This window comes from Streptomyces sp. 71268 (genome assembly GCF_029392895.1).
In the GTDB taxonomy this organism is placed as follows: Bacteria; Actinomycetota; Actinomycetes; order Streptomycetales; family Streptomycetaceae; genus Streptomyces.
On record NZ_CP114200.1, the window covers coordinates 6,746,435 to 6,765,834 of the forward strand.

General features: G+C 71.7%; 16 protein-coding genes. 10 read left to right on the forward strand and 6 right to left on the reverse strand.

Annotation, left to right across the window (positions count from 1 at the left end; all coding sequences use genetic code 11):
* Window positions 1-115: 115 nt before the first annotated feature.
* Complete coding sequence (locus tag OYE22_RS26875; protein WP_277322799.1) at window positions 116-1,042, reverse strand: glycerophosphodiester phosphodiesterase family protein; 927 nt, start codon at window positions 1,040-1,042, stop codon at window positions 116-118.
* Between the two features lie 146 nt (window positions 1,043-1,188).
* Between OYE22_RS26875 and OYE22_RS26880 the strand changes: the two genes are divergently transcribed.
* Complete coding sequence (locus OYE22_RS26880) at window positions 1,189-2,088, forward strand: phosphotransferase (protein ID WP_277324339.1); 900 nt, start codon at window positions 1,189-1,191, stop codon at window positions 2,086-2,088.
* A 110-nt stretch (window positions 2,089-2,198) separates the two neighbouring features.
* On the opposite strand, the gene OYE22_RS26885 is transcribed toward OYE22_RS26880, so the two are convergent.
* Window positions 2,199-2,399 (reverse strand): DUF4177 domain-containing protein, encoded by a 201-nt coding sequence (locus OYE22_RS26885; RefSeq protein WP_277322800.1) that lies wholly within the window; start codon window positions 2,397-2,399, stop codon window positions 2,199-2,201.
* A gap of 183 nt (window positions 2,400-2,582) precedes the next feature.
* On the opposite strand from OYE22_RS26885, the gene uvrB reads away from it, so the two are divergent.
* From uvrB to OYE22_RS26905, 4 genes are all read left to right on the forward strand, one after another.
* A complete protein-coding gene (gene uvrB / locus OYE22_RS26890; protein WP_277322801.1) occupies window positions 2,583-4,709 on the forward strand; it encodes an excinuclease ABC subunit UvrB in 2,127 nt (708 codons plus the stop codon).
* Window positions 4,710-4,895: 186 nt separating this feature from the next.
* On the forward strand, window positions 4,896-5,474 hold the full coding sequence (locus tag OYE22_RS26895) for a TerD family protein (RefSeq protein ID WP_277322802.1): 579 nt from the start codon (window positions 4,896-4,898) through the stop codon (window positions 5,472-5,474).
* Between the two features lie 316 nt (window positions 5,475-5,790).
* Window positions 5,791-7,761: a TerD family protein gene (locus OYE22_RS26900; protein ID WP_277322803.1), complete on the forward strand. Its 1,971-nt coding sequence runs from the start codon at window positions 5,791-5,793 to the stop codon at window positions 7,759-7,761.
* A 310-nt stretch (window positions 7,762-8,071) separates the two neighbouring features.
* Window positions 8,072-9,052, forward strand: coding sequence for a TerC family protein (locus OYE22_RS26905; protein WP_277322804.1), 981 nt, complete (start codon window positions 8,072-8,074; stop codon window positions 9,050-9,052).
* A gap of 163 nt (window positions 9,053-9,215) precedes the next feature.
* On the opposite strand, the gene OYE22_RS26910 is transcribed toward OYE22_RS26905, so the two are convergent.
* On the reverse strand, window positions 9,216-9,872 hold the full coding sequence (locus tag OYE22_RS26910) for an MBL fold metallo-hydrolase (RefSeq protein WP_277322805.1): 657 nt from the start codon (window positions 9,870-9,872) through the stop codon (window positions 9,216-9,218).
* 4 nt (window positions 9,873-9,876) lie between these two features.
* Window positions 9,877-10,590 (reverse strand): maleylpyruvate isomerase family mycothiol-dependent enzyme, encoded by a 714-nt coding sequence (locus OYE22_RS26915; protein WP_277322806.1) that lies wholly within the window; start codon window positions 10,588-10,590, stop codon window positions 9,877-9,879.
* A gap of 181 nt (window positions 10,591-10,771) precedes the next feature.
* On the opposite strand from OYE22_RS26915, the gene uvrA reads away from it, so the two are divergent.
* Window positions 10,772-13,771 (forward strand): excinuclease ABC subunit UvrA, encoded by a 3,000-nt coding sequence (gene uvrA, locus OYE22_RS26920; RefSeq protein ID WP_277322807.1) that lies wholly within the window; start codon window positions 10,772-10,774, stop codon window positions 13,769-13,771.
* Window positions 13,772-13,984: 213 nt separating this feature from the next.
* On the opposite strand, the gene OYE22_RS26925 is transcribed toward uvrA, so the two are convergent.
* Window positions 13,985-14,926: a carbohydrate kinase gene (locus OYE22_RS26925; RefSeq protein ID WP_277322808.1), complete on the reverse strand. Its 942-nt coding sequence runs from the start codon at window positions 14,924-14,926 to the stop codon at window positions 13,985-13,987.
* 532 nt (window positions 14,927-15,458) lie between these two features.
* Here OYE22_RS26925 and OYE22_RS26935 point away from each other — a divergent pair.
* Complete coding sequence (locus OYE22_RS26935) at window positions 15,459-15,881, forward strand: Rieske (2Fe-2S) protein (RefSeq protein ID WP_277322809.1); 423 nt, start codon at window positions 15,459-15,461, stop codon at window positions 15,879-15,881.
* A gap of 111 nt (window positions 15,882-15,992) precedes the next feature.
* Complete coding sequence (locus OYE22_RS26940) at window positions 15,993-16,421, forward strand: protein-tyrosine phosphatase family protein (RefSeq protein ID WP_277322810.1); 429 nt, start codon at window positions 15,993-15,995, stop codon at window positions 16,419-16,421.
* 58 nt (window positions 16,422-16,479) lie between these two features.
* On the opposite strand, the gene OYE22_RS26945 is transcribed toward OYE22_RS26940, so the two are convergent.
* Complete coding sequence (locus tag OYE22_RS26945; protein ID WP_277322811.1) at window positions 16,480-17,424, reverse strand: hypothetical protein; 945 nt, start codon at window positions 17,422-17,424, stop codon at window positions 16,480-16,482.
* Between the two features lie 270 nt (window positions 17,425-17,694).
* Between OYE22_RS26945 and OYE22_RS26950 the strand changes: the two genes are divergently transcribed.
* Window positions 17,695-18,315 (forward strand): papain-like cysteine protease family protein, encoded by a 621-nt coding sequence (locus OYE22_RS26950; RefSeq protein WP_277322812.1) that lies wholly within the window; start codon window positions 17,695-17,697, stop codon window positions 18,313-18,315.
* Window positions 18,316-18,319: 4 nt separating this feature from the next.
* Entirely contained in the window at window positions 18,320-19,231 is a 912-nt protein-coding gene (locus tag OYE22_RS26955) for a hypothetical protein (RefSeq protein WP_277322813.1), read from the forward strand.
* Window positions 19,232-19,400: the final 169 nt, after the last annotated feature.

Below are 19,400 nucleotides of genomic sequence, written 5' to 3' on the forward strand. Positions count from 1 at the left end.
TCAGGCCGTACGCGGGCGCGGCGGGCCCGATCGCCTCACACGAGGACGATCGAGCCCGCCTGCTCCGCGGAGCGACGCTCCGTGCCGGCGTCCGCGTCGGCCGTGGTGGGCGGTGTTACGCCGCCGCGCTCGTCGCCGGTACCGCGTTCCGGCCGGCAGCGGGCTTGGCCTTGTGCCCCACCGCGTCACGGACGACGTCGGGGTAGTTGGTGATGATCCCGTCCACGCCCATGTCCGCGACCTTGACCGCCTTCGCGGCGTCGTTCACGGTCCAGGTGTAGACCTCCAGCGGCTTGCCGTGCGCCCCGCGCAGCGCGTGCACGGCGGCGACGTAGTCGGAACTGACGGTCGTGTGGCTCGGGTTGATCTGGTCCGTGAACTTCGCGTACTTGGGCAGGTCGGCCACGGCCGGCGTGCCGAGGAAGCCCGTCTTCACGTCGGGGCGCAGCTCGTGCGTGGTCTTGACCGAATCGGCGCTGAAGCTCTGGATGATCAGCCGGTGCTTGACGTGCTGGCGGTCGAGCCAGCCCTGGCGGCGCAGCTCGTTCAGCGTCTGGCGCTCGATGCCGGGGTACAGCTCGGGGGCCTTGAGCTCCATCAGCAGCTTCTGGTGGTTCCTGCTCACCCGGTTCATGTACTGCTCCAGCGTCGGCACGCGCTCGCCGGCGAACTCGGGGCTGAACCAGCTACCGGCGTCCAGCCGCTTGATCTCCTTGAGCGTGAACTCGGAGACCTTCCACGACGTGCGGTCGGGGAAGACCTCCTCGACGTTGGTGGTGCGGTTCAGCGTGGTGTCGTGGATGATCACCAGCTTGCCGTCCTTGGTGCGCTGGACGTCGTTCTCGACCCAGTCGATGTTCCGGTCGGCGGCGGCGTCCACGGCGGCGAGCGTGTTCTCCGGCGCGTAGGCCGACGCGCCCCGGTGGGCGACGGTGACCGGTCTGTGCGGGTGGTCAGCGGCCTGGGCCGACGCCGCGGGCAGGAGGAGGGCGGACGCTCCCAGGAGTATGCCGGAAGCTGCGGCGACGGAACGGATGTGCATGGGGACTCCTCGCGTCGGGTGAATCAGAAACGGACAGGACGGGCAGAGAGTCCCAGTCATTCCGTACCGAGAGATAGGTGTGGGATGGACAGGAACTGAACGAGAGGTGCGCCGTGGCCTTCGCGGAAATACCGCTTTCGGAGCGAATCCGGACAGTTGTCGGGCAGGCGTGGGGGGTTGAACTCAGTGGTGGCGCGCGTCGCCTCCACGGCGGCGAGGAGTCCGCCGCCTATCACGTGAACGATACGAGCGGTGCCGGCTCGCCGCGCGCCGTGGTGATCCGGGTCGGGCCGCACTGGCGCACGTCCGAAGAGGCCGAGTGGTGCCACGCGGTGGCCCGGTGCGCGGCGCGGGGTGGGCTGGTCGAGGCCGTGGTGCCGCTGCGTACGCCTGATGGCCGTACGGTCGTGCGGGCGGAGGGCAGGCCCGTTTCGCTGTGGCCGTACGTCGAGGGCGGCTGGGTCGGCGCGGCGGACGAGCGGCAGGCGGAGCGGGCGGCGCGGCTGCTCGCCCGGCTGCACCGGGCGCTGTCCGGGGCGGTCGTGCCCAGGCGTCCGGTGGTCGCGGACCTGACGGTCGGGCTGCGCGGCGAGGTGGCGTACGCGCATCCCGCCCTGCGCGATCCGGAGCTGGACGCCTGGTTGGCCGCGTTCTCCCGCCGGGTCGGGCGGGCGCATCCGCTGCACGGCGACTACTACCACGGCAACCTGCTGGTGAACGCCCACGGCCGGCTGGTGGCCGTGCTCGACTGGGACGAGGCGCTGGTCGCCCCGCCCGAGCTGGAACTGGCGGGCGCGGCCCTGGAGTTCGCCGGCGAGTTCGGCGACGACTGGGCCGCCTGCCGTCGGTTCGTGGACGCCTATCTGGCGGAGGGTGGCACGGTGGAGAAGCTGGACGACGCGGACATGGCCCAGCTCATGCGGCACCGGTTGCGACGGGAGGCGGCGTACTACGCGTCGGCGGTCGCCCGTGGGGTGCCGCACGACGCGGAGGACGTCGATTACCACGAGCGGCGGATGGCCGCCTTCGCGGCGCTACGGCCCTGACCCGGCCCCGGACCGGCGGCTCGCGTGGCCCCTCCGGAGCCCCGGACGGGCTCACGTGGCCCCTCCGGGGCTCCGGCGGCTCGCCCCTGGCGGCGGCTCGCCCCTGGGCGTCAGCGGCGCGGGCGCTCGAACGTGACGAGCAACCCCTCCACGCCGCCGGGGCCTATGCGCCCCTTCACGTCGGCGGCCGTCATCGCCTTGAGCTGCCACCCTTCGGCCGCGTGCTTGTTCAGCAGATCCTCGATCTTGTCGGGCGACATCTTGCCGCCGATCAGCTTTTCGCGAATCTGGATCACTTTGTACTCGTACATGGTCAATGGCCTTTCGTTTGTCGCGCCCGTGCCGTGAACTGGCATTTCCGCGGCCCAGGCATGTCCGGATCGATGCGAAGAGTGATCGATCGGATGCTTAGCGCCGTTTTCGTGGGCTGGCGAGACGCCAGGCTACGGGTCTGTGCCGAGGCCGTTGTCAGTGGTGAGCCGTACGGTAGTTCCATGCGGCCCGAATCTCAGATCCAACGCAAGGTGGCGCCCTTCGAGGTCGTCAGCCCCTACCAGCCGAGCGGTGACCAGCCGACGGCGATCGCCGAGCTCGAACGGCGCATCCGAGCAGGTGAGAAGGATGTCGTCCTGCTCGGCGCGACCGGTACGGGCAAGTCGGCCACCACCGCGTGGATGATCGAGAAGCTGCAGCGGCCCACGCTCGTCATGGCGCCGAACAAGACCCTCGCGGCCCAGCTCGCCAACGAGTTCCGCGAGCTGCTGCCGAACAACGCGGTGGAGTACTTCGTCTCGTACTACGACTACTACCAGCCGGAGGCGTACGTACCGCAGTCGGACACCTACATCGAGAAGGACTCCTCGATCAACGAGGAGGTCGAGCGGCTGCGCCACTCCGCGACCAACTCGCTCCTCACCCGTCGTGACGTGGTCGTCGTGGCCTCCGTCTCCTGCATCTACGGCCTGGGCACGCCGCAGGAGTACGTCAAGGGCATGGTCCACCTCAAGATCGGCGACGAGGTCGACCGCGACCGCCTCCTGCGGCGCTTCGTGGACATCCACTACACGCGCAACGACATGGCGTTCACCCGGGGCACCTTCCGGGTGCGCGGCGACACCATCGAGATCTTCCCGGTCTACGAGGAATTGGCCGTCCGCATCGAGATGTTCGGTGACGAGATCGAGGCGCTGTCCACGCTGCACCCGCTGACCGGCGAGGTGATCTCCGAGGACCAGGAGCTCCACGTCTTCCCCGCGAGCCACTACGTGGCGGGCGCCGAGCGCATGGAGAAGGCCATCACCCGCATCGAGGCCGAGCTGACCGACACGCTCGCCCGGATGGAGAAGCAGGGCAAGCTGCTGGAGGCCCAGCGGCTGCGGATGCGTACCACGTACGACATCGAGATGATGCGCCAGATCGGCACCTGCTCGGGCATCGAGAACTACTCGCTGCACATCGACGGCCGCGAGCCCGGCTCCGCGCCGCACACGTTGCTCGACTTCTTCCCGGAGGACTTCCTCCTGGTCATCGACGAGTCGCACGTGACCGTTCCGCAGATCGGCGCCATGTACGAGGGCGACGCCTCCCGCAAGCGCACCCTGGTCGAACACGGCTTCCGGCTCCCGTCCGCCATGGACAACCGCCCGCTCAAGTGGGAGGAGTTCCTGACCCGCATCGGGCAGACCGTCTACCTGTCGGCCACCCCCGGCAAGTACGAACTCGCCCGCGGCGACGGGTTCGTGGAGCAGATCATCCGCCCCACCGGCCTGGTGGACCCCGAGGTCGTGGTCAAGCCCACCGAGGGCCAGATCGACGACCTGATCCACGAGATCCGTCTGCGCACCGAGAAGGACGAGCGCGTCCTGGTCACCACGCTCACCAAGAAGATGGCCGAGGATCTCACCGACTACATGATCGAGCTGGGCATCCAGGTCCGGTACCTGCACAGCGACGTCGACACGCTGCGCCGCGTCGAGCTGCTGCGCGAACTGCGCGCGGGCGAGTACGACGTGCTGGTGGGCATCAACCTCCTGCGCGAGGGCCTCGACCTGCCCGAGGTCTCCCTGGTGGCCATCCTCGACGCCGACAAGGAGGGCTTCCTCCGCTCGGGGACGTCGCTGATCCAGACCATCGGCCGCGCGGCGCGCAACGTCTCCGGCCAGGTGCACATGTACGCCGACAAGGTCACCCGCGCCATGGCCACGGCCATCGAGGAGACCAACCGGCGCCGCGAGAAGCAGATCGCCTACAACACGGAGCGTGGCATCGACCCGCAGCCGCTCCGCAAGAAGATCAACGACATCGTCGCGACCATCGCCCGCGAGGAGGTCGACACCGAGGAACTGCTCGGCACCGGCTACCGCCAGCCCGACAAGGGCAAGGGCAAGGCCCCGGTGCCCGCGCTGGCCAAGCAGTCCACGCGCGGCAAGGCCGCCAAGGGCAAGGACGCCACGCCGACGGACCGCCCGGCGGCCGAACTCGCCGAACTCATCGAGGAGATGACCGAGCGCATGCGAGCCGCCGCGGCTGACCTGCAGTTCGAGGTCGCGGCGCGGCTGCGCGACGAGGTGGGCGAGCTGAAGAAGGAGCTGCGGCAGATGCGTGAGGCCGGGCTGGCCTGACGGGGCCGGCGGGCCGAGTGCGCCGCCAGCGCGCCCGGGTGTGGCCGGCGAGGGGACGCGCCGACGGTGTGTTGCAAGAGCGACACAAAGCCGCACGCGGGTGGTCAGGGCCGCGGGCGCAGTGCATAGGGTTCGAACAGGCCGTACAGACGGGCGGCCGGGGAAGCAGCGAGAGAGGTACAGCGCGTGACGGTCAACATGTCCAAGGGCCAGGCCATCAGCCTTCAGAAGGCCGACGGCGGCACTCTGACCGCCGTTCGGATGGGCCTGGGCTGGCAGTCCGCGCCCCGCCGTGGCCTGTTCGGGTCGCGGACCAAGGAGGTCGACCTCGACGCGTCGGCCGTGCTCTTCGCGGACAAGCAGCCGGTGGACGTCGTGTTCTTCCGGCACCTGACGAGTGACGACGGCTCGGTCCGGCACACCGGCGACAACCTGGTCGGCGGCGCGGGGCAGGGCGGCGACGACGAGGCGATCCTGGTCGACCTGCAGCGGGTTCCGGTGCACATCGACCAGATCGTGTTCACCGTCAACTCCTTCACCGGCCAGACCTTCGCCGAGGTCGCCAACGCCTTCTGCCGCCTGGTGGACGAGACCAACGGCCAGGAGATGGCGCGCTACACGCTCACGGGCGGCGGGCAGTACACGGCCCAGATCATGGCGAAGGTGCACCGCGCGGGGAGCGGCTGGCAGATGACGGCCATCGGCACGCCGGCCAACGGCCGTACGTTCCAGGACCTGATGCCGTCGATCGTCCCGCACCTGTAAGGACCGGCACCGGGTACGCCCGACCGCCGCGCGCCCCTGCCGACCCCGGCCGCTCGACCGGGCGGGCACGGGGCGCGGCGCGTACCCGGACCTGCCGCGGGCCGCGCGGCCGAGCCACCAACGGGCAACGGAGGGCCGGCGCGTACGGTAGCCGGCCCGCCCGCGGAAGCTCATCAGAGCGTGCGGGACTCGCCGCGCCGGAGCCCGGCCCGCCGCCCAGCCCGTACGACAAGCCAGCCCGTACGACAAGCCAGGCCGACCGCACGCCACGGCGACTCGGCGCACCCACGCACACCACCAACGAGAGGGCGCAGTGATGACGGCCGAGCTGGTCCGGGGGCAGAACCACCCGCTGCCTCAGACCCGTTTGGAGGTCCGGATAGCGGCGGGCAAGCCCGTCGTCGCCGGAGCGACACTCGGAGACGACCAGGGAAGGGTGCGGAGCGCCGACTGGGTCGCGCATCCCGCCGCTCCGCAGATGCCGGGACTCGAGGTGTCCCGGCAGGCCGCGGCCGACCACCGCCTCGCGGTCGATCTCGGCGCGATGCCGGAGGCCGTCCACACGGTGACCGTGCTGCTCGCGCTGCCCACCGGGGTGGGCGGGCCGGTGCGGTTCGGCGGCCTGGCCGCCCCGTTCGTCGCGGTGACCGACCTCGACGGGGACGAGATCGCCACGTTCACCATCACCGACCTCGACGCGGAGTCCGCGGTCACGGCGTTGGAGCTGTACCGCAGGAACGGCGCCTGGAAGGTCCGAGCCGTCGGCCAGGGGTACGCGGGCGGCCTCGCGGCCATGCTCCACGACCAGGGGCTGCCCGAGGCGGCCACGCTGGCCGCGGAGATCAACGACGCGGTGGCGCGCGGCATGGCCAGGTCGCTCGCGCCGCCGGCGCGGACCAACGGCGGCGACGGCCGGGTGCGGACGGCCACGGCGGGAGGCGATCCCACGCAGGGAGCGAGCGCGTCCGGCCCCGTGGCCGGCGCGGCTCCCGCATCGATCGGCGCACCGGACCCGGGCGGCGCGGACGCCTCGGCCGCGCCGGCCGGCGGGCCCGTGAACTACCGGCACCCGGGCCGACAGTCCGCGGCGCCAACCCCGCCCCCGGCCGCCCCGCAGCCCGGTCCGCAGGGCCAACCGCCGCGACCCGTGGCGGGTGACGCGCCGGGGTGGACGACGGAGGAGCGGCTGTACAACCAGGTCTGGGGCATGTTCGAGGATCTGGCGCGGAGCACGGCCGCCTATCGCAGCGCGGTCGACTTCGCGGACTCGCGGATGGAGAAGGAGCTCGACGCGGTCCTCTCCGACCCGCGGACGCGCGTCGGACCGCTCGCGGACGCCGCGCGCACCGAGGCGCGCGACAAGCACACGCGGCTCGTGGAGCAGGCCCGGGCCGTGCTGGACCGCGACCTGGCGCAGCTCGTCGCCGAGGCCGAGGTGGTCGAGCCGGCGCTACCGCCGGCCTACGCCCGCTGGAGCAGCCCGGTGTGGCAGGCGTACGAGGTGCCGATGGAGATGCCCATGGCGCTGCGCCTGGGCGATCTGCACCTGCCCGAGCGCACGGACCTGCGCATACCCATGATCGTCCGGTTGCCGTTGGAGCGCGGGCTGTGGGTGGACAGCGGGCGTGGCGGGTCCTCGGACGCGGCGATAGTGGACCCCACGGAGATGCGACGGCTCGCGATGGAGAGCGCCGTGGCGCACGCGGCGCGGTTGATCGCGGTCTACCCGGTCGGTGAGTTCACGGTGCACGTGATCGACCCCGCGGGGGCGGGCGCCTCCGCGCTCACCCCGCTGACCAGCACGGGCGTGCTGCCCGAGGCGCCGGCGGTCGGCGCGCAGGGCGTGGCGGCGGTGCTGGCGAAGCTGACCCAGCGGGTCGACCTGGTGCAGATGGCGGTGCGCAGCGGCGCCGTCGACGCCCTCCCACGGGACCTGGACACCGCCCAGCAACTGCTGATCGTCAACGACTTCCCGCACGGGTTCGACGACCGGGCGGTGAACCAGTTGCGGTACCTCGCGGACGAGGGGCCGTCCGTCGGGGTGCACCTGATGATGGTGGCCGACCGGGAGGACGCGCGGGCCTACGGGCCGGCGCTCGACCCGCTGTGGCGCGCCCTGTTGCGGGTCACCCCCGTCGCCGACGACCACCTCGCCGATCCCTGGGTCGGCCACGCGTGGACGTTCGAGCCATCGTTGGCGCCCCAGGGCAGCGAGGTCCTGACGCGCGTGCTGAGCCAGGTGACGCGGGCCCGGGAGTCCTACGGGGGGCACGACATCGCGGACTGAGTGCCGCCGCGTGCTGACAGCCGACGGGCGCCCCGGCGCCTCGACCACCGGCTCGGGGTCGAGGCGCCGGGGCGCCCGCGCGTTCTGCGCTTTTAGCTCTCCCTTTACTCTCTTTACTATTCCTTGGGTTTCCCTGTACTCTCTTGTGTGCGGAGGGGAGTACTCCCTACAGCGACGTTCCCGTCATCACGGACCCCGGTCCCGGGGCGTCGGCCTGATCCGTCGGTAGCACATACGGCCGACTCAGGCGGAAGAGACCTCCGGCAGCGACAACGCTGAGAGTTGCCGTACGCAATCTGCCGGAGGAGCAGTGGACGTTTCCTTGACCCTGTGGGTGCTGACCATTGTCGGTCTGTCCGCCCTGATCGCCGTCGATTTCTTCATCGGCGGCCGCAAACCGCACGAGGTCTCCATCAAGGAGGCCGGTATCTGGACCGTGGTGTGGATCGTCCTCGCCGGTCTCTTCGCGCTCGGACTGCTGGTCTTCGGGGGTGGTCAGCCGGCCGGTGAGTTCACCGCGGGCTACATCACCGAGAAGTCGCTGAGCGTCGACAACCTCTTCGTCTTCGTCCTGATCATGTCGAAGTTCGCGGTGCCGTCGATATACCAGCAGCGGGTGCTGATGGTCGGCGTGCTCATAGCGCTGGTGCTGCGCGCCGTCTTCATCGGCGCGGGCGCGGCGATCATCGCCAACTTCGCCTGGGTCTTCTACATCTTCGGCGCCTTCCTCATCTGGACCGCCTGGAAGCTCATCCAGGAGGCGCGGGCCGAGGAGCAGGACGAGGAGTTCGAGGAGAACCGCTTCCTGAAACTCGTGGAGCGGCGCTTCCCGTCGACCGACCAGTACCACGGCACCAAGCTCTTCATCGTCCAGAACGGCAAGCGGCTGATAACGCCGATGCTGATCGTGATGCTGGCGATCGGTACGACGGACGTCCTGTTCGCGCTGGACTCGATCCCCGCGATCTTCGGCCTCACCCAGGACCCGTACATCGTGTTCACCGCGAACGCCTTCGCCCTGATGGGACTGCGGCAGCTGTACTTCCTCATCGGTGGCCTGCTGAAGAAGCTGGTCCACCTCTCGTACGGGCTGTCGATCATCCTCGGCTTCATCGGTGTGAAGCTGGTGCTGCACGCGCTGCACGAGTCGGGTGTGCACGTCCCCGAGATCAGCATCCCGGTCTCGCTCGGCGTGATCTGCGCGGTGCTCGTCGTCACCACGATCACGAGCCTGCGCGCCTCCAAGAAGCAGGCCCAAGCGGACGCCGAGAAGGACAGCGTCGACGTCTGACGGGTCGACCCGGAGGGGCGCGCTACGGGCGAAACGTCGCTCGGCGCCCCTCCGGAGCATCGAGTGGGAAGCCGCCGTGCGCGGCGGCGCACAAGGCGGTGCCCCTGACGTCCACGGACGTCAGGGGCACCGCCTTGTGCGGGCGAGGCCCGCCGCGAGCCGACTACCAGCCGCGTTCCCGCCACTCGCCGAGGTGGGGACGCTCGGCGCCGAGCGTGGTGTCCGCCCCGTGGCCCGGGTAGACCCAGGTCTCGTCGGGCAGGACGTCGAAGAGCTTGCGCTCGACGTCGTCAATGAGGCTCGCGAACGAACGCTCCTCGCCCCAGGTGTTGCCGACGCCGCCGGGGAAGAGGCAGTCCCCGGTGAAGACGTGCGGGTGCCCGTGCGGGTCGTCGTAGACCAGGGCGATGCTGCCCGGGGTGTGTCCGACCAGGTGGCGCGCGGTGAGGGTGACCCGCCCCACCTGGATCGTGTCGCCGTCGTCCACCAGGACGTCGGTCGCGACGGGGATGCCCTCGGCGTCGTGCCGGCCGGCGTAGGTGCGCGCGCCGGTCGCCCGCACCACCTCGTCCAGCGCCTGCCAGTGGTCGCCGTGCCGGTGCGTCGTCACGACCGATGCGATGCCGTCGTCGCCGATGAAGTCGAGCAGGCGCGCGGAGTCGTTGGCCGCGTCGATGAGGAGTTGCTCGTCGGTGGCCCGGCAGCGCAGCAGGTACGCGTTGTTGTTCATCGGGCCGACCGCGATCTTGGAGATCATGAGGTCGGGCAGTTCGTGCACGTCGGCGGGGCCGCCGACCTCCACCGCTCCGCTGTACGTCATGGCCTCAGCCTAGTGGCGGGAGGGTGGGCAGCGGAGCGTTCGCGGCGAGGTCGGAGCCGTCGGAGCGGCCGGTGAGCCAGCCGAGCAGCGCGACGGGCGTACCCTCGACAGTGGTGGGCTCCTCTCCGGTGCGACCCGTGTGCCAGGTGTGCCCACCGGGAACGGTGAGCGTCAACGCGGGCACGTCCGCGTGGCCGGCGAACTTGCCGCTGGTGAGGAACTCCACCTCCCGCTGCACGAAGTCGGCCGGGAGGTCGGTGAGCTCGTAGCCGATGTCCAGGTCGACGTGGTGCAGCTCGACCTCGATGAGGCGGCGGAAGGGGAGCCGGGCAGCGCGCTCGGTGACGGCGTTGCGCATGGCGACCACGTAGTCCCACCGGTCCTTGGGAAGGGCCGCGGCTGCTGAATTGAAGCGAAACGCGCTGGTGCGGAGGTCGTCGAGGTGCACGATCATCGGACGGTTCGCGTCGCGGGCGATGTCGGCGTTGCGCGCTTCGTCGTTGGCGTACATCGGAGTCTCCTCGCCGGTGCGCGCCCAGGTGAGGAGGTTCACGATGGCGTCGGCGTTGCGGGCGAGGTGGGCCAGGATGTGGCCCCGGGTCCAGCCCGGCAACCGCGACGGACGGGCGGCCGCCGCGTCGTCCAGTGGGGTCACCGCGGTCAGCAGGCGATCGGTGGCAGCCTGCACGGCAGCCGCGTCGTGCGCGAAGTCAGTCATGATCCAACGTTAATGCGCGCCACTCGATCGGGTGAAGGTGGCAGACTCTCGCCGTAATTCGAATGTGCGTGCTATACGCTCGTGTGTGGCATCGAACCACCATCTCTCTGGGGCGCCCCCCATACCCTGGGTTCCGGGGCACCGCTCCGCTCCGCCTCTCTCAAGAAAGGTGCCGACCGGCGTGGCCGACCGTCTCATCGTCCGTGGCGCTCGCGAGCACAATCTAAAGAATGTCTCGCTCGACCTCCCGCGTGACTCCCTCATCGTTTTCACCGGGCTCTCTGGGTCGGGCAAGTCGTCTCTCGCGTTCGACACGATCTTCGCCGAGGGGCAGCGCCGGTACGTCGAGTCGCTCTCCTCCTACGCACGCCAGTTCCTGGGCCAGATGGACAAGCCCGACGTGGACTTCATCGAAGGTCTCTCGCCGGCTGTCTCCATCGACCAGAAGTCCACCTCGCGCAACCCGCGCTCCACGGTCGGCACCATCACCGAGGTCTACGACTACCTCCGGCTGCTGTTCGCCCGGATCGGCAAGCCGCACTGCCCGGAGTGCGGCCGTCCCATCGCCCGCCAGTCACCCCAGGCGATCGTGGACCGTGTCCTGGAGCTGCCCCCGGGCAGCCGCTTCCAGGTCCTCTCCCCGCTGGTGCGCGAGCGCAAGGGGGAGTTCGTCGACCTCTTCTCGGACCTCCAGACCAAGGGGTACAGCCGGGCCCGGGTGGACGGGGCCACGGTGCAGCTCTCCGAGCCGCCGAAGCTCAAGAAGCAGGAGAAGCACACCATCGAGGTGGTGGTGGACCGCCTGACCGTCAAGGAGAGCGCCAAGCGGCGGCTGACGGACTCGGTGGAGACCGCCCTCGGGCTCTCCGGCGGCATGGTGATCCTGGACTTCGTGGACCTCGACGAGGACGACCCGCAGCGCGAGCGGATGTTCTCGGAGCACCTCTACTGCCCGTACGACGACCTCTCCTTCGAGGAGCTGGAACCGCGCTCCTTCTCGTTCAACTCGCCCTTCGGCGCCTGCCCGGACTGCACCGGCATCGGCACCCGGATGGAGGTCGACCCGGAGCTGATCATTCCGGACGAGGAGAAGTCGCTGGACGAGGGCGCGATCCACCCGTGGTCGCACGGCCACACCAAGGACTACTTCGCGCGCCTGGTGGGCGCGCTCTCGGACGCGCTGGGGTTCCGCACCGACATCCCGTGGGCGGGGCTGCCGCAGCGGGCCAGGAAGGCCCTGCTCAACGGGCACAAGACGCAGATCGAGGTCCGCTACCGCAACCGGTACGGGCGCGAGCGCGCGTACACCACGGCCTTCGAGGGGGCGGTGCCGTTCGTCAAGCGGCGCCATTCCGAGGCGGAGAGCGACGCCAGCCGGGAGCGCTTCGAGGGCTACATGCGCGAGGTGCCGTGCCCGACCTGTGAGGGCACGCGGCTCAAGCCCATCGTCCTCGCGGTGACCGTTCAGGACCGGTCCATCGCCGACATCTCGGCGATGTCGATCAGCGAGTGCGCCGAGTTCCTGCGGGCCCTCAAGCTGAGCGCCCGCGAGAAGACCATCGCGGAGCGGGTGCTCAAGGAGGTCAACGAGCGGCTGCGCTTCCTGGTGGACGTGGGCCTCGACTACCTCTCGTTGAACCGGGCCGCCGGCACCCTCTCCGGCGGCGAGGCCCAGCGCATCCGGCTGGCCACCCAGATCGGTTCCGGCCTCGTCGGCGTGCTCTACGTGCTCGACGAGCCCTCCATCGGCCTGCACCAGCGCGACAACCACCGGCTGATCGAGACCCTGGTGCGGTTGCGTGACCTCGGCAACACGCTGATCGTCGTGGAGCACGACGAGGACACCATCAAGACCTCGGACTGGGTGGTGGACATCGGCCCGGGCGCGGGCGAGCACGGCGGCAAGGTCGTGCACAGCGGGCCGCTGGCCGAGCTGCTGGCCAACGACGCCTCGGTGACGGGGCAGTACCTGGCCGGCAAGAAGGCCATCCCGACCCCGCCGCAGCGGCGTCCGGTGGACCGCGACCGGCAGTTGACGGTGCACGGCGCGCGGGAGAACAACCTGCGGGACATCGACGTGTCGTTCCCGCTGGGCGTGCTGACCGCGGTCACCGGCGTCTCCGGCTCGGGGAAGTCGACCCTGGTCAACGACATCCTGTACACGCACCTGGCGCGGGAGCTCAACGGGGCCCGCTCGGTTCCGGGCCGGCACACCCGGGTCGACGGCGACGACCTGGTCGACAAGGTCGTGCACGTGGACCAGTCGCCGATCGGTCGGACCCCGCGTTCCAACCCGGCGACCTACACCGGTGTCTTCGACCACGTCCGCAAGCTGTTCGCGGAGACGATGGAAGCCAAGGTCCGCGGGTACCTGCCGGGCCGCTTCTCGTTCAACGTCAAGGGCGGCCGGTGCGAGAACTGCTCCGGTGACGGCACCATCAAGATCGAGATGAACTTCCTGCCGGACGTGTACGTGCCGTGCGAGGTCTGCCACGGCGCGCGCTACAACCGCGAGACGCTGGAGGTCCACTACAAGGGCAAGTCCATCGCCGAGGTGCTGGACATGCCCATCGAGGAGGCCCTGGACTTCTTCGAGGCCGTACCGGCCATCTCGCGCCACCTGCGGACGCTCAACGAGGTCGGGCTGGGCTACGTTCGGCTCGGCCAGTCCGCGCCGACCCTCTCCGGTGGCGAGGCCCAGCGCGTCAAGCTCTCCAGCGAGCTGCAGAAGCGGTCCACGGGCCGTACGGTCTACGTCCTGGACGAGCCGACCACCGGTCTGCACTTCGAGGACATCAGCAAGTTGATCCGGGTGTTGTCGGGACTGGTCGACAAGGGCAACACCGTGATCGTGATCGAGCACAACCTCGATGTGATCAAGACGGCCGACTGGGTCGTGGACATGGGCCCCGAGGGCGGCAGCGGCGGCGGGCTGGTCGTCGCGGAGGGCACGCCGGAGCAGGTGGCGTCCGTGCCGACCAGCCACACCGGCAAGTTCCTCCGGGACCTGCTGGGCGACCGGGTCAGCGACGCGGACGCGGCCCCGGCGCGGAAGCGGACCGCGAAGAAGGCGGCGCCCGCGAAGAAGACCGCGGCGGCGACGGCCACGGCGGCGAAGAAGGCCGGCGCGGCGAAGAAGGCCACGGCCAAGAAGACCGCGACGAAGCGGACCGCGCGCTAGCGGCGAACCGCACGAGGCAGGCCGCGCCCGGTCGCCCGCTGGCCTGCCTGGCGGGCGCGGCCTCAGGCGGCGAAGCGGGCCGGCCCCGCCACGGAGAAGGCCAGGCGTGGCGGGCCCGCCGGCCCGTCGCCCCCGCACACGTACGGGCGAGGGCGACGGCCGGCGCGCGTGACAGCCCGCCGCCTCTTCGCGCTGAAGGGGAGGGGCCGAGGGTCAGGCCAGTTCGGCGGCGAAGGGGGGCTCCGCGCCGGCGCGGGAGCAGGTGAGGGCCGAGGCGCGGGCGGCGAAGGAGAGGATGTCGCGCCAGGTGCCGGGCGCGAGGCTGGCCACGGCGGCGCCGGAGAGCGCGTCGTGCGAAGCCAGCCGGTGCAGGAGCGCGGCGTTGACCGTGTCGCCCGCCCCGATGGTGTCCACCACGTCGACCCGTACCCCGGGGACCCGCAACTCGCCGGCGTCCCGGGTGTGGACGCCGAGCCCGTCCGCGCCGTGCGTGACGACGACGGCCGCGGGGCCCGCCGCGAGCCAGCCCCGCGCGGCGGCGGCGACGTCGGCCGATCCGGCGAGCCACGTCGCGTCCTCCACCGAGAGCTTGAGGAGGTCGAGGTGCGGCAGCCAACTGGCGAAGCGGGCCCGGTAGGCGTCGGGGTCCGCGATCAGGTCGGCCCGGATGTTCGGGTCGAGCGCGGTGAACACCCCGCGCTGGGCCTCTCGGCGCAGCAGCGCCTCGTACGCGGTGGCGCCCGGCTCTAGGACCAGCGAGCACGTGCCCAGCGAGAGGGCGGTGGTGCCGGGCGGCAGGGCGGCCGGGAGCTGGAAGAGGCGATCGGCCGTGCCCTCCACGTAGAAGACGTAACCGGCCGAGCCTTCCGCGTTGACCTCGGCCACGGCCAGCGTGGTCGGCTCCGGCCCGCGTTGTACCGGGGCGGTGTCGACGCCGGCGGCGTGCAGGGCGTCGAGGAGGGCGGCCCCGTAGCCGTCGGTGGAGACGCGGGAGCAGAACGCCGTCGGGGAGCCCAGCCGGCCCAGGGCCAGAGCGGTGTTGTACGGCCCGCCGCCCCGGCGGGGGACCAGCGGCACCAGCCGCGCGTCGGCCTCGGGAGGCGTCGCTGTGCTCGGGACGAGGTCGATCAGGGCTTCTCCGGCGACGACGATCACGGGTGGGAGTCCTTCCAGGGGCGAGGTGGGTGACCATGGCGCGTGCGCGCCGGCCAGCGGCGTGCCGGGCGGCGGGGGGCGCCTGCTCAGGGGTCGGGCGCTGGTTCGGGGCGACGGGCGGCCGGGAGGGGGCGCGGACGCGGCGTGCGGCGCGGGCGGGCGGAGCGCGAAGCCGGCCGGCCGGCGCGGGTGGCGGGACGCAGGGGCCGGGGTGGGGTCAGCGCGGGGGAGACGGTGGCCGCCGAGACGTCCGCGTGTCGCGCCACCTCGTGCAGGGTCGTCACGTCGGAGCCTTTCGACGGGCGTGCCGCGGCCAGTCCGCCACGCCGCCCGAACCGTCGCCGGGGAGGGTGACCGGCGTGCGCTCACCGAGGTGAGGGGGCTGCTCGGCGCCCGGGGCCGGGCCGAAGTTACCGTACGGGAGCGGGGTGCGTAAACGCTCGCGTGGGCGCTGACCCGCAGCTCCGGCCGGGTATCGTCGGCGGTGCCCATTTCGTGATCCAGTTCCCTGAAACATCCCCGTGGAGTTCCCATGAGTTGCCAGCCCGCCAGCCGTCGGACCGTGCTGCGAGGGGCGGCACTGGCGGGGGTCGCGGGGCTCGGCGTAGCCGCGTGCTCGGCGGGCGTCGACGGGCCCGGGCCGGCGACGCCGACCGCCCCGGTGGACCTGGGGGCGCCCGACGCGGTGCCGGTGGGCGGGACGAAGCTCTACCGCGAGGACCGGCTGCTGGTCGCGCAGCCGGCGAAGGGGCAGTTCACGGCGCGCAGCGCGGTCTGTACGCACTCGGGGTGCACGCTCAGCAAGATCGAGGACGGCGAGGCCAAGTGCCCCTGTCACGGCAGCCGGTTCGACCCGGTGACGGGCGAGGTGCTCGACGGCCCGGCCGGCGCCCCGCTGCCCGCGGTGCCGGTGCGCCTGGAGGGCGGGAAGCTGGTCGCGGGGCCCAAGGCGTAGCACCCGCGGCCCCGCCGGCGGCGCGAGACGCCCGGAGGTGAGCGCCTCCGTGAGTGAACAACGCGGAGCCGGGCCAAGGCGTCGCGGTGACGGGGGAGTTAGGCTCGCGGTGTGATCGCTACCTGGGAGCCCGCGGCGGCGGGGGTGCTGCGACTGCCGTCGGGCCGGCTCGTGCGCGGACGGGGGCTGCGGCATCCGCTGCCCGACGGGCCGCGACCGGACTTCGCCCTCTATCTGCGGGGCCGCCGGCCGCCTCCCGTCGCGTGGGAGGCCCGGTGGGTGCGCTGGCCCGACTTCTGGCTGCCGAAGGACCGCGCGGCCTTCGGCCAGGCGCTGCGGCAGGCGTGGGCGCGCGCCGAGGCCGAGCGCGTCGAGGTCGCGTGCGGCGGCGGGGTCGGGCGGACCGGTACCGCGCTGGCCTGCCTCGCCGTACTGGACGGGGTGCCCGCCGGCGAGGCCGTGGCGTACGTCCGGCGGCACTACGCGCCCCGGGCCGTGGAGACGCCGTGGCAGCGGCGTTTCGTGGCCGCGTTCGGGTAGCGGGGAGCGGTCGCGCGCTCCGGCCGCGCGCGGACGCGTCGGGTGTGGGGCACGCGGGTTACGACCAGTCCCAGGCGATGCCCAGGATGCCGGGGCGTACGCCCTGTTCGGCCAGGTGGACGGAGCGGTGCTGGCCGCTCAGGGTGAGTTCCCGTTGGCCGCTGCGGGCCGCGCCCGTCGAGCCCTGCGCGAAGCGGTGGCACCGTACGGGCAGGGCGGCCGAGTCGAAGCGGACCTGGAGCACGTACTGGCCGCCCGCGAACGGGAAGCCCCGCACGTACTCGGTGCTCTGGCCGCCCGTGCCGTCCTCGACGACGTAGCTGAACACGTGCGTGTCGCCGGCGCGCAGCCGGGTGTCGAAGAGCAACTCGGTGACCAGCACGCCCGTTCCCGAGTGCCAACGGAGCCGTCCAACGCGGCAGTTGTCGGTGGCCCGCACCCGTACCTGGCTGGGCTCGCAGCCGTGGTCGCCCTGGTGGATGGCGAGGTACCGGTCCACGCCGTCCCGGTGCGCCCGGACCACGTGCTGTGAGTCGCGGGCCGCCAGCTCCCGGCGGGCGCCGATGTGGATGCGCTCCAGGTGACACACGGTGTGCAGGCCGCCGTCGAGGGGGGAGCCGAGGTCGGCGATCAACAGGGCGACGGACTCGGCCTGTTCGTGCAGGGTGCGGTAGGAGCGGGCGGCGGGGCGTTCGGCCTCGGGGCGCAGCGCCGGTTCGAGGAGTCGGGTCAGGGCGTGGCTGGGGAGGTCCAGGACGTCTTCGAGGGCGCGTACGGCGCGTAGGGACTCCGCGCGGCGCGGGGTCCTGGCGCCCTGCTGCCAGTAGCTGAGGCTGGTGACTCCGACCTTGACGCCGCGCTGCGCCAGCCGGTGCTGCACGCGGTGGAGGGCCAGCCCGCGCGCGGCGAGCGCGGTGCGCAGGGCGAGGTGGAACGGTCCGGTGCGCAGGGCCTGTGCCAGTTCGGCCTCGGCCACATCCGACCGTGCGGCGGTCTGTCGCATCGCATGCCTCCCCTGAGCCAAGTCAGGACGGATATTCACACACCGGTGCCCTACGTGAACATTCACGATCGGAATCCGCCAATTCGGCGCCTTGCGTGCCGTGATCCAGCTAGCGGGGCGCGGGGGCGTTCACATGTCGCGCCGACTGTTCACGTCGATTATCACCACGCATTGAAGCGTGTTGACTGTGCTCGGACAACACCTGATGCTCCTCGCAGCGTCCGGACGCGCTCCTCCACCCCACACCCCTCGCTCGCTGGGAGGAACGCCATGCCCCTCACCCCTCGACAGCGCCCCGCGCGCCGTCCCCACCCCAGACGGCTGACCGTCGCCGCGCTCGCCGCGGTCGCCGTGTTGGCCGTGCCCACGGCCACGGCGACCGCGGCCACCGACGACACGCGGGACACCCGCGCGGCGAACCGGCTGAACATCACCATGCAGGCGCAGCAGAAGACCAACTGGTGTTGGTCGGCCGCGGGCAACACGATCGCCACCTGGATGGGCAAGAACTACAGCCAGAACCAGTTCTGCAACGCCGCCTTCAACCGGCAGCAGGGCCTCGACTGCCCCAACAATCAAGCTACCCTCGGTAACGTGCAGACTGCGCTGCGTTGGGCGGGCATCAGGCCGGGCTCGTACATCAACGACTGGCTGCAGTACGGCGCGATACAGAACGAGATCAACGCGGAGCGCCCCATTGAGACCCGCATCCAGTGGTCGTCGGGCGGAGGCCACATGCACGTCATCTACGGTTACGACAACGCCAACGGCTTCGTCTACTGGGGCGACCCCTGGCCCTCCAACAACCGCTACAACTGGGCCTCGCACGGCTGGTACGTGGGCAACAACGAGTTCTCCTGGACCCACTCGCTCTACCGGATCGGAGCGTGAGGTCATGACCGTCGAGCGCACCCCCAGGTCGGTCACGACCACCCAGCCGTCGCGCGCCCGCTCCGCCGTGGGCGCGGCCACCCTCGCGACCGCGATCGCCGTGCTGGTCGCCGGCGCCCCGCAGGCCGCGGCCAGCGAGTCCCCGGCGGCGCCCAAGGCCCCCGCGGCCACCGCCGTCAGCGCCGCCCGCGCCGCGACCACCGCGCCGAGCACCCTCGACAGCCTCGCCCGGTTCTTCGCCCGGGACGGCGCCGTCGCCAGGGCGAAGGCGCAGCCGCGGATCGAGGGGGCGACGGTGCCCGTCTACACCCTGGCGCCGGGCTTCGTCGCCGACGCCTCGGGCGCCGACCGCGCGCCCATCGCCAAGCTGGACTTCCTGGCCAGCAAGGCGCTGTCGGCGGACGGCCAGGTCGCCTCGGTGTGGACCGCGCACACCGGCGGCTCCTGGAAGGTGGTCAACATCGCCACCGGCGGGGACGAGACGTACTACGTGGCCAAGGGCGCGAAGAAGCTCGCCGGCGGCACCGTCTTCCGCGAGCCGCAGATCGACGCCTGGTACGTCCAGCGCGGGTCCCGCGTGCTGCCCCTGGACGCCGACGCCGAGCGGGCCGTCGGAGCGCGCGGCACGACCGTGGACGCCTACCGCGAGCGCGTCCACAAGGCGTACGCGGACAAGCTCCCCGGCTCCCAGTACGCCAAGAAGGGCGAGGCCGGCGGCTACGGCCCCCGGTCCGACGCCGCGCCCCCGACCGACGCGCGGCCCGCCGACGGCGCGCGGGACGCCGTCCAGCACAACGCCACCGCGTCCACGGGAGACGAGGACCTGCTGACCGCGACGTCCACGCTCACCGCGCTGGCGGCGCTCGTCGCCCTCGGCCTGTCCGGCGCGGTGGCCCTGCGGCTGCGCCGGCGCTGACCCACCCGGCGCGCGCCACGCCGGGGCGTACGCCGCTCCTACGCGCCGGGGTCCGCCCCGCGCCGTACGACGCCTCGTGCGTGGCGCTCGTGCCTGAGCGAACCTGTCGTGCCGCACCGGTCCCACCGGACTGGTGCGGCACGGCCGTGCCGTCGGCGGGCCGGGTCCG

Coding starts and splice junctions, on each gene's coding strand:
- OYE22_RS26875 (WP_277322799.1), bottom strand. CDS start 1,042: ATGCACATCCGTTCCGTCGCCGCAGCTTCCGGCATACTCCTGGGAGCG.
- OYE22_RS26885 (WP_277322800.1), bottom strand. CDS start 2,399: ATGTACGAGTACAAAGTGATCCAGATTCGCGAAAAGCTGATCGGCGGC.
- uvrB (WP_277322801.1), top strand. CDS start 2,583: ATGCGGCCCGAATCTCAGATCCAACGCAAGGTGGCGCCCTTCGAGGTC.
- OYE22_RS26900 (WP_277322803.1), top strand. CDS start 5,791: ATGACGGCCGAGCTGGTCCGGGGGCAGAACCACCCGCTGCCTCAGACC.
- OYE22_RS26910 (WP_277322805.1), bottom strand. CDS start 9,872: ATGACGTACAGCGGAGCGGTGGAGGTCGGCGGCCCCGCCGACGTGCAC.
- OYE22_RS26915 (WP_277322806.1), bottom strand. CDS start 10,590: ATGACTGACTTCGCGCACGACGCGGCTGCCGTGCAGGCTGCCACCGAT.
- OYE22_RS26935 (WP_277322809.1), top strand. CDS start 15,459: ATGAGTTGCCAGCCCGCCAGCCGTCGGACCGTGCTGCGAGGGGCGGCA.
- OYE22_RS26945 (WP_277322811.1), bottom strand. CDS start 17,424: ATGCGACAGACCGCCGCACGGTCGGATGTGGCCGAGGCCGAACTGGCA.
- OYE22_RS26950 (WP_277322812.1), top strand. CDS start 17,695: ATGCCCCTCACCCCTCGACAGCGCCCCGCGCGCCGTCCCCACCCCAGA.
- OYE22_RS26955 (WP_277322813.1), top strand. CDS start 18,320: ATGACCGTCGAGCGCACCCCCAGGTCGGTCACGACCACCCAGCCGTCG.